This window comes from Chthoniobacter sp., from assembly GCF_040003245.1.
Lineage (GTDB): Bacteria > Verrucomicrobiota > Verrucomicrobiia > Chthoniobacterales > Chthoniobacteraceae > Chthoniobacter.
Genome location: NZ_JBDUCX010000242.1, coordinates 1 through 10,148, shown reverse-complemented (window position 1 = coordinate 10,148; position 10,148 = coordinate 1). Strand labels below are relative to the sequence as shown.

Genomic DNA, 10,148 nt, shown 5'->3' with positions numbered 1-10,148 from the left:
AGATCCACTCAGCAAACTAAACAAACAACCGGTCCAAAAATCGGTTGCGCCTCACATCTTTCCTGCTGGTCACACCTGCGAGATGAACCTGCCCATACAAACCTCTGATGGTGGTACCGGATCCGTAGGCATCGCACCAGAAGCGGACTGGCGATATTACGTCATAAATTTCGCTGGCAACGACCACCGATGCGGCCAACTTGGAAGGGCGCTCCTTCTTCTGGAACCTTCAATTGAGTTGGGCAATTGCTTTTTTAAAGACGAGGATTTTGGAATGCGAGGTCGCGCTACGCCAACAAACCAAATCAGCACTTTCTTCTCGTCGGCGGCAATGATGAGCTTTACGCAAATCAGCGAGGATTCAATCGCGCCCACAGCCGAACTATTCGCAAAGATATCGCATTTGCAGAAGGGAGTCGTGTCTGCGGCATTAGAACGCCACGCGCAAATCCTGGCTCTGCCGCGCCATTCCGATATGGTCGTACTGGCAGCGTTCACAATTTTAGAATCCTTGATCACCCATAGTCCGAGGTCACCTTGGCACGGCGATTCGCTCAACCATCAAGTCTCGACTAAAATGGCACTACTGAACGGACGGTTCACCAAGCCACTAGATCATCCTCGAATTGATTGTTCAGATCAGAAGAGCCTCTGGAAGAAATTGTACGATTTACGAAGTGCCATTGCCCACGGGGATATCCCAGATTTTTCGAGCAAGTCATTGCGAGACTTACATAGCCGAGAATCAGCATGGGAGCTTTTATCCCAAGCGCTGAAGCGACTGCTGGTGTTATCGCTTTCGGAGTTTGAGTTGATTACGGCTCTCAAAGATTGCTAGAACGGCAGGTGCATCGGGAAATGGGGGTCAGGCGACATTTCCTGACAGCCTGTCAATAATTGTCGCCTGACCCCCATTTCCCCTTGCTATGAGAGTTGGCGGCGCGTGAGCGCCGCCGAACTCTCATAACACTTGGATCAACTTTTGGGGAGCAGGCCATTTCAACTGACGCCAGTAGAAATTGTCTACGACAGCATCTAATTTTGGATCATTGGCGTTCGCGACCCAAAGCCCGATCACTTCGCCTTGCTGATTCTTAACCTTCTGGCATTTCCGAAGCGGTGGTGGCCCCGGTTTTTTGCCCTTTTTCCAGAAAAGCACACCCAAGACCAGAAAGGCCGAGGGCGTCAACGTCAGGCCTCCGACCATGGCGATAGCTATCAGCGAGTTGCTGGTGATTGCGCGCTGCGGAAACAGAAAGATACTAACTATGAATAATGGGTACTCCCTTATTGCGTAAGGGACGGACAAAAAGAAACAAATTATCGCTAGAGGTCTCGCCAGGGGTTTCATTCAATTAGGTCGCTCACAGTCGCTCAGCTTTTCCGCCGGCGCCTCATTTTTACGAAACAGACGATCAAAGAACAGATCACTACCGAAACGGCAACAATCAACCCAACCAACCGCGGAATAATACCCCTCACTCTCGCGTCTGCTAGCATCGCAGGCGAGCCCCCGAGATGGCCGTATTGGCCACCTGCTTCCGCTTTTAGCGTCCCCTCTATCTTCAGATTCCCCTCAAAGGGAAACCAGAGAAACTTCCACTCCTCTCCGCCGGCAAAGTCGACCCATACCGCTCGCGTATAAGAAATCTCCTCTGGCCTCTGCTTAGTAGGAAATAATGCTGAAACCTCATATCCATATCTGAAGTAGCCATCTACCACCACTCTTTGGCCTGAGTAGGATTGCAATGCTGAGTCTGAAGTAGAATCGAGCTTCAGTTGAGGCGACGCACCAACTGCGCCGACAAACTGTAACAAATGAAGCAGTAGGAAGAATAACAGTATTCCACTCCTCCCGTTGCGGCATTTGAATGGAATCAGCGGCCCTCCGTTTGAAGCCGCAGTGAAACAGAGAAGAGGCACAAATCTTGACTGTTCGTAGAGATCTGACGGCGAGGTCGAGAATATCCGCAATCACTTCGCAAAGGCCTTTGCCTTCTCGTTCCCGCCATTTTGCAGGTAGGCGAGGAGGTCGAGGACTTCGTCCTGGGAGAGCGTGGTGATCAGGCCGGGCGGCATGAGGGAGACCGGGGATTTTTCTTTCTTGGCGATGTTGCCGGCGGGGATGTTTTGCTTCGCGCCGCTGAAGGGGTCGACGATGACGGTGACGAGGTAATGGTTTTCCTCGGTGACCTGGCCGCCGACCATGCTGCCGTCCTTCATGGTGAAGAGGTAGCTGGCGTATTGGTCACTGATGGTCTTCGACGGGTCGAGGATCTTGGCGAGAATATCGTGGGCGCTGAAGCGGCTGCCGACGGCGGTGAGATCGGGGCCGACGGCGCCGCCCTTGGCCAGGCCACCGGTGCCGGCGAAGAGGTGGCACTGCGCGCAGAGCAATTCGCCGAAGAGCTTTTTGCCGCGGTTGAAGTCGCGGCCCTGGTTTACGCCGGCGAGCGCGGGCTCGAGGTCGGGCAAGGTCCAGTTCTTGACGAACGGACGGGCGGGCATGAGGGGCGCGGGCTTCGGCTTCTCGATGACTTTTTCCGCGAGCGCGAGGAGCGCGGGGCGGTCGGCCTCGGGCAGTTTTTCCAGCGCGAGGTCGCGGATGCGGGCGAGGAATTTCTTGGAGGAATTGCCGCCGTGATAGTCCTGCATCTTGGCGAACCACGAGAAGTAATGCTCGCGCTGGGCAGGCGTCCACGTGCCGGCTTCGCGCAGGCAGAGCGCATACCAGATCTGCTCCGCGGGCTCGTCGCTCTGGTCCATGAGCGCGAGGGTCTTTTCCACCACATCGGGCGCGCCGAGATAGACGAGCAATTGGCACAGCTCGCGATTGAGCGCGAAGCTCTTCGCCGGATACTGCTTGCCGAGCTTTTCGATGCCGATCTGCACGAGGTCGGTATTCGGCCGGCCCTGCCGGGCGAGAGCGACCTCAATGACGCGGAGCTTGACCAGCTTCAGTTCTTCGTCGAGCGAATCGAGCGGGAATTTTGCGAGGGCCAGGAGGATGGCTTCCTGATCGTCTTTGGTGCCGACGCGGGCGAGGGCCAGGAGAGCGGTGAGAGGTCTGGGCGTCCTTCTCGGCCAGCGTCCGGTCGCGCCATTCAGGGACCGGGAGATTCTCCAAGGCTATGCGGGCGGCGGCGCGAATCTCGCGGTCGCGATCGCCCAATCCCCACCAGAGCAAATCCTTCCCGTTGGGAAGCTTCCTCCAGACATTGGGATTGGCTTTCGCCTGGGCGGCTTCCAGTTCGCGGCGCAATTCCCGACCCTCCCTGGCGTAGATTTCCTCGGTCGGGGTGCCGGTGGTAATCTGCGGGGCTTTGTCCGCGGCGCCCGTCCAACTCACCCGATAAAGCGCCGCCTGCGTGCCCCGGCCTCCCACCGTAAAATACATCGCGCCGTCTTTGCCAAATACCAGCGCGGTGACCGGCATGCCTTTGCCGCGCAGGAATTCCTCCACGTCGTCGCTCTTCAACGGGCTGGCGAGGTGATACGGCGGCACATCGTTTTGCGCGGTATAGCTCGCGTCTTTTAGGTGCATATGCACGGCGAGGATGCGGCCGAACGTCCAGTCGAGGATGAAGAACGCGCTCCGGTATCTCGGGGGGAAATTCGACGCGGTACCGAACTCGACGCCGGTCGGGCACCCGAGACCGATATTGACCACCGGGGGCAACGAGTCGGCGTAGGAGGCGGGCCATTTCGAGGTGCCTTCGCGGAAGCCGTACTCGCCACCGGGGATGATGTGCAGGATGCGCGTGGGGCGATACCACGGCAGGCCCACGTCCCACTCCATGTCGCTGTCGTAGGTGAAGAGTTCGCCGTCGGCATTGAAGGCGATGTCGTAGGGATTGCGGAAGCCGCCGGCGACGAGCTCCCATTTCGTGCCGTTTTCGTCGGTCTTGAGGATGTAGCCGTAGGGGCTCTTGACCTTGTCGAAGAAGGTGGCGACCGGGTCTTTCACTCGCGGCAGCAGATCGTCCTCGGCGTAGTTGCGATACGGGGAATCCGGCGCGGTGCCCTCGATGAGCGGCGTGGCATTGCCGTGGACGATGTAGAGCGATTTGCCGTCGGGACCGAGGGCCAGCGCGTGGGCGCCGTGCTCACCGTTGCCGCCGGGGACTTTCTTGAAGAGGGTCCAGGAATTGAGCGTATCGCTTAGCATGGAAGCCTTGAGACGGTAAATCCCCCGCCCTTCCGGGCCTTCGCCGCTGACGTAAAGCGAATCGAACGCCCAGAGCATGCCCATGGCGTCGCCCACCGGCACGGGCACTTTTTCCCACTGCGCGATGTGGCCTTGGGCATCGAGCGTGGCGCGCCAGAGGCCGCCCCACGCGTCGCCCTTCTTCATGCCCGCGCCCTCGGGCTTGCCTTGCGGGGAGATGTAGAGGCGGCCCTTGGCGTCGATGGCCATGCAGATCCACGAGCCTTCTTCCTTGGACGCGGACCGCAGCAGCTCGGCCTTGAAGCCGGAGGGGAGAGTCAACTCCTCACCGGGCGTGGAAGCGGAAGGCGGAGCAGCCTGCGCAAAGGTGAGGATGGGGCACAACAGGACGGCGGCGAGCAAGGGGAGGCGCATGGGAGTGGCGAAAGTGGGGGCCGCTAATGCAAGCCCCGCTCCGCCAGAACATCAAGCGCGACCTACCTCGCCCACGCCGGAAAGTGTCAGCGGAGTGACAGCTTCCATTGGCTTCATTGGCTCCATTGCGGAGAATGGCTATTTTTTGGAATAAAGTTTACGGGGTCCGCTTCGCGTCGAGCTGCGCCACCTTCTTGAGCACCTCCACGATGAGCGGCCGCAGATCCTCAATGTCTTCCCGGTCGGTCAGCGTCTGGATCGTCATGACCTCGTTTTTCAATTTGACGTGGTGAATCTCCCCGCCCGCAAACCAGCCCTCGATCACGATCACGTGCACGATACGATTCAGGCGCTCCTTCGTTTCCGGATCCTTGGCCGCATCTCGAAAAGCCTCAACCACCGTCCGGTCCACGAGCGGCAAAGCTCGCTCTACGGACAAAGGCGGCGTGACGTGAATCTCGATCGGCCCGCCGGTGATGCTTTGGATTTCCGCCGCTGCCCCCGTCAAGGAAACACCGGATTGAGCAGCAGCGAGACCTTGGTTCGCCGAGGCCACGACGATGAACAGTGCGCAGGCCAGAAAAGCGCCCGCCGCCGATCGGCGGCAATTGGTTTGCGTGAGCATACCTGAGGATCGCCGCCCGGGCGGCGATCGGTCGCATTAACCGCTCCCATCCGCTGGCCTGCCTATCCCCCGCCTTGTCCCGAGAGCATGCGCAGCAGGTCCGAAGCCTCCCGATAGTTGGGGTCGATCTTCAAGGCGCGCCGCGCCGCATCCGCCGCCTCGCGACCACGCCGAAGATTGGCCAGAATCGTCGCGGCGGCATAGGGGGCTTGCGCATTCTGCGAATCGAGCGCCTCGGCCCGGGCGAGGGCTTCCAGTGCCGGTCCAGCCTGCCCCGCCGCATTGCGAGCGAGACCGAGATTGTACCAGGCGCGGCCAAATTGCGGGTCCAGTTGCACCGCCTGCTCCAGTTGCCCGCGCGCCTCCGAAGAGCGATTCACCTCGGCCAGCCCGAGCGCAAAAGTGTAGCGAAGTTGCGAGTCCCGCGGCGCCAGTTTCACCGCTTCGGCGAGTTGCTGTACAGCCTCCTCGGATTTTCCAGCCATGCTCAATGCAATGGCGTAGTTGCTCCGCAGCGGCGCCGATCCGTGGTCCCAATCCACCGCCTGCCGGAAGGCGGCCAGCGCGCCCGGCGCGTCGCCGCGATCCTCCAGGTAGGTCGCCCACTGCGTCAGTCCCGTAGGCTGGTCACGATTGAAGTTCAGGTAATGCAGCAGTTCACTCCCGGCGTGTGATTCAGGATTGATCATCCGCCGCTGCCCCCACGCCGCATCGATGCGCACCGAGCGCGACGGGTCGGTGAGCAGAGCCGCCGGCACGCTCGTTTCCCCCGTCGTCGAGTTGGACACATTCATGGCCAAAGCCCTCGCCGCCATGCCGCGCACCATTTCGCTCGGATCTTTCGCCGCACTTTCCAGCGCGGCCAGCACGCCCTCCTCGTGGATCGAGCCACGTAACAGATTCGCCGCCACCGCGCGCCAGAACGGATTCTTCTCCTCGCCCAGCATCTTCAGTAAATGGGTGTGCGCCCCCGGTGCCGCGGCGCGGGCCTGCGCCACCCACTGCGCACGCGTCCGCGTCGGGCGATTCATCTTGTCGCCATACCATTTGTTGCAGGCCTCGAGTGCCCAATCGGCGGTCTTGTCCGCATGGCAGCGGTTGCAGGAATTCGGGATGTTGTGCTCCTTCGTGAGCAACGGATCGGGAATCGTGAATCCATGGTCGCGCCGCGCGTGACGCTGCATGTAGGTCGTCTCCGGCATGTGGCAATCCACGCACCGGCTTCCCGCCGTGCCCGCCTTGTGAAAGCTGTGATCGGGATCGATGATCTGCGGCGCCACCGCCACCGTTGGCACCACGGCCACCGGCGTGCCGTGACACCGCATGCACAGCGCGTTGCCCTCCACGACGTTTTTGCTCGTGTGCGCATCGTGACAATCCATGCAGCGCACCCCCGCTGCGTGCATCTTGCTGCCGAGGAACGACGTGAACTCGTAGTCCTCGTCGTGCACCTGCCCATCGGGATAAAACAGCTCGCTGTCATCCGGAATGCTCAGCCCAAAGTGATCGGAGAACTTGTCGCCCGGGACAAAATCGCCCGTCAGTTCCACGCGCCGCGCATGGCACATTCCACATGTATCGAGCATCTGGTCGCGAGATAGCTTCACCAGCGTCGGATCACCCGTCTTTCCCAAATCGACCTTCTTCTCTCCCGCACTCGGCGCCTGCTTCGCCGCGTACGTCTTCTGCCAATCCACATGCGCCCGCATCGGCCCGTGACACGCCTCGCAGCCGACCGTCATCTCCGCCATCGCCGTGTGATAGCTGTCCTCCTTCACGTCATAATTTTTCCGCACCCGTGTATTGTGACACGAGGCGCACATCTGGTTCCAAGTCATCCCCCGCCCCGTCCAGTGCCCCCATTCCCCCGGTTGCCGGTCCTCATTGCCATACACGTCGAACCACTCCTGCTTGTGCGGGTCCCAAGCCAGTTCCGTCGACTGCCAGCGTCCGCCTGGCCCCGCGACCAAAAACTGCCGCACGGGATCCACCCCGATCACTCGGTCCGGCGTGAAATTCTCCTGCGGTGACTTCAACCCCGCTGTGGTTAGGACGAATTTCCCGTCCATGACGTGCGCTTGTGAGACTAGCGTCCCCGCCTTGATCTCCTTCGGTGGCTCAAATGCCACGCCATCGAGCTTCGCGTCCACCTTCCGCTCCGCGAGTTGATGATGCGACCCCTGCCATTTGCCAAACTCCGCCGCATGACAATCCCGGCAGGACTCCGACCCGGCATACCGCGGCATCACCTTCGCCTCGGGCTCCAGGGAAAACTTCGCTGCCGGTGTCGCCGCGGGCTTCCCATCTCCCGCCGGAGGATGCGACCCGTGGGTCATCAGCCACCAGGCGGCCAGCCCAATCAATCCCAGGCAAAACAAGGCCAGCCAAACGCCCAGGACCCGCTCCCAAAACAGGGTCTTGGCGTCGGCCTTGGACGGACTGGAATTCGAATCGGAGGTCGGGGGCTTTTTCTTGCGGCGGCTCATCTCCTCGCAGTGTGGCAGACCACGCAAGCCCCGTCACCTCCGACGAATCGCCATCCGGACGTTTTCCACGCAATCCGCAAACAAAACATTGCCCACCACAGCGCGCCCGACGTAAGCACTCGGCGCGCCTCCCATCGGAATGATCATCGCCCGCTTCCGCACTCTGCTGCTCATCACCTGGGGGACACTCGTCTTCTCCTCCCACGCCGCGAAGCCCACTTCGGCCAAAGCCGAGCCCGCATCGCCTGCTCCCCCACAGGCCACCGCGCCCACCTTCGCCATGGCCGCACCGCCGGCCTGGGTGCGGCCCTACGCGCCCGACACTACTCCACCCACCAATCCCGATAGCGACGGCATTTCCTACCTGCTGGTCGATGTCCAGGAGAACCTCGGCCAGCGCGCCTCCTACTACCACGAAGCGCATCTCATCACCTCCGACAACGGCGTCCAGAATGGCGCCGCCATCGGGGCCTCATTCGATCCCTCTTACGAGAAGCTGACCCTCCACACCATCCGTATCCTGCGGGGCGGGCAGGTGCTCGACCGCCTGGACCGCTCCCAAGTGCGCCTGCTCCAGCGCGAGCGCGAAGCCGAATCCTTCCTCTATGACGGGGCCTTCACCGCCCAGTGCCAGCTCGAGGACGTACGCGTCGGCGATGTCGTCGAATACGCCTACACCGTCGAGGGCGCCAACCCCGTTTTGCGCGGGCATTACTTCGCCTCGTTCGCCACCCAATGGAGCATTCCCATGCGCCGGGCCATCGTGCGGTTGATTCGTCCCGCCAGGCAACCCCTCCACTTCCTCGCCAAGAACCGCACCATCACGCCGGCCATCACCACCGATCACGGCGTGACCGAATGGCTCTGGGATGAATCGAATGTGCCACTCCACCACGGCGATCCCAATCCTCCGCGCGGCTACAATTCTTTCGGCATCGTGCAATTCAGCGACTTCGCCGACTGGCCGGAGGTTGTCGCTGGGTCGTGCCGCTCTATCGAGTCGAGACGCCCAATTCTCCCGACCTCGACCAGGAGCTTGCCCAGTTGCGCGGGTTGACCAGCGACACCGAACGCATCGTTGCGGCGCTGCGCTTCGTGCAGGAGGATATCCGCTATCTCGGCATCGAATCCGGCATCGGTTCGCACCAGCCCACGCCGCCCAGCGAAGTGCTGCGCCGGCGCTTTGGCGACTGCAAGGACAAGACGCTGCTCCTCGGGACTCTGCTGCAGCAATGCGGGCTGAACGCCACCCCGGCTCTCGTCAGCAGCAGCCGCCGTCAGTACGTCGCCGACCGGATACCTTCCCCCGGTTTATTCGACCACGTCATCCTGCGCGTCGAGAATGGCCACGACGTCTGGTGGCTGGACGCGACCCGCTCCACCCAGCGTGGACCGCTCTCGCAGCTCTACGTCAGCAATTTCGGCTATGCCCTGGTCCTGCGGGCCGGCACCCGCGATCTCACACCGTGTGGTCCGCCGCCCGCCTCGTTGCCGAAAAGGAAAGTCGTCGAAAACTATCGCGTCGCCAAGCCGGGCGCGGATGCGCGGCTCGACGTGGTCACGGAATGCCGGGGGCTCTCGGCGGACCTGGCCCGCTCGTTCTTCCAGACGAACAGCAAGGAGAACGTGCAGAAAAACTACCTCCAGTTTTACGCCCGGCGTTACGCCCGCATCCACGCGAGCGAGCCGATCTCCTACGAGGAGTTGCCCGGCGAAAATGCCTGCCGCGTGCAGGAGCACTACGTCATCCCCGATCTCTGGCAACTCGCCGACGACAAACTAAGTTATCATTTCACCGTCCGCCCGAGCGACGTGGAAGGCGAGATGGGCACGCCGGGCACCACCGAGCGCATCGATCCGCTGGCCATCTCCTACCCGGTGGATACCACTCAGGAAATCCATGCGGAAATGTTCGAGGACTGGGCCTTCAGTGCGGCGCAACGCGAAATCACCAACGCCTTCTTCCACTTCCAGCATGAGTCCAAGGGCGAGGGACGCAACATCCGGATGCTCTATTCGTACCGCAGTCTCACCGACCAGGTGCCCGTCGCCGATCTGCCCGCCTACGATGCCGCGCTGCGCAAGATCCAGGAGCACGTGGGCTACGTCTTCACCTATCACACCCCGCAACAAGCGAGCGCCCCGGGGAAGACCGATCCCGCCACCCTTGCCCAGGAAGCGCAGTTCAACTGGCCCATCGCCCTGCTGGTCGCCACCATCCTCGCCGCCGCCGTGGCTTTGGCCGTGCGCTACTCCTTTGTGAGCCGGCTGCCGTCGCCCCGCCCCCCTTCTCTCCACCATCCCGAGCTCGAGGGCCTTGGCGGCTGGCTCATCCTGGTCATGCTCGGCCTCCTCGCCCGGCCCATTGCCTTCCTTGCCACCGATGTGCGTCTGTATCCGTCCATCTTCCATCTGGGCGCCTGGCACCGGCTCACGTTCATCGGCGAGGCCGCCT

At 61.5% G+C, this 10,148-nt stretch carries 7 protein-coding genes and 1 pseudogene; 3 read left to right on the top strand and 5 right to left on the bottom strand.

Annotated features, from left to right (window positions below; all coding sequences use genetic code 11):
* On the top strand, positions 1-838 hold an 838-nt coding region (locus ABJF10_RS25100), incomplete at its 5' end, for a hypothetical protein (RefSeq protein WP_348547367.1).
* A 123-nt stretch (positions 839-961) separates the two neighbouring features.
* On the opposite strand, the gene ABJF10_RS25095 is transcribed toward ABJF10_RS25100, so the two are convergent.
* From ABJF10_RS25095 to ABJF10_RS25075, 5 genes are all read right to left on the bottom strand, one after another.
* The gene (locus tag ABJF10_RS25095; protein ID WP_348547366.1) at positions 962-1,309 is read right to left on the bottom strand and encodes a hypothetical protein; all 348 of its coding nucleotides are present in this window, start codon (positions 1,307-1,309) and stop codon (positions 962-964) included.
* 665 nt (positions 1,310-1,974) lie between these two features.
* Positions 1,975-2,892 carry a c-type cytochrome gene (locus tag ABJF10_RS25090; protein WP_348547365.1) on the bottom strand — a complete coding sequence of 306 codons (918 nt, stop codon included), beginning with the start codon at positions 2,890-2,892 and terminating at the stop codon, positions 1,975-1,977.
* Positions 2,893-2,932: 40 nt separating this feature from the next.
* Complete coding sequence (locus ABJF10_RS25085) at positions 2,933-4,582, bottom strand: hypothetical protein (protein ID WP_348547364.1); 1,650 nt, start codon at positions 4,580-4,582, stop codon at positions 2,933-2,935.
* A gap of 157 nt (positions 4,583-4,739) precedes the next feature.
* Positions 4,740-5,207 carry a hypothetical protein gene (locus ABJF10_RS25080; protein WP_348547363.1) on the bottom strand — a complete coding sequence of 156 codons (468 nt, stop codon included), beginning with the start codon at positions 5,205-5,207 and terminating at the stop codon, positions 4,740-4,742.
* A 62-nt stretch (positions 5,208-5,269) separates the two neighbouring features.
* Positions 5,270-7,693 (bottom strand): ammonia-forming cytochrome c nitrite reductase subunit c552, encoded by a 2,424-nt coding sequence (locus tag ABJF10_RS25075; protein WP_348547362.1) that lies wholly within the window; start codon positions 7,691-7,693, stop codon positions 5,270-5,272.
* Between the two features lie 139 nt (positions 7,694-7,832).
* Here ABJF10_RS25075 and ABJF10_RS25070 point away from each other — a divergent pair, with 139 nt between their 5' ends.
* The gene (locus tag ABJF10_RS25070; protein WP_348547361.1) at positions 7,833-8,750 is read left to right on the top strand and encodes a DUF3857 domain-containing protein; all 918 of its coding nucleotides are present in this window, start codon (positions 7,833-7,835) and stop codon (positions 8,748-8,750) included.
* A pseudogene (locus ABJF10_RS25065) lies at positions 8,678-10,148 on the top strand (hypothetical protein); the annotation flags it as partial. The gene ABJF10_RS25070 and the pseudogene ABJF10_RS25065, both read left to right, overlap by 73 nt.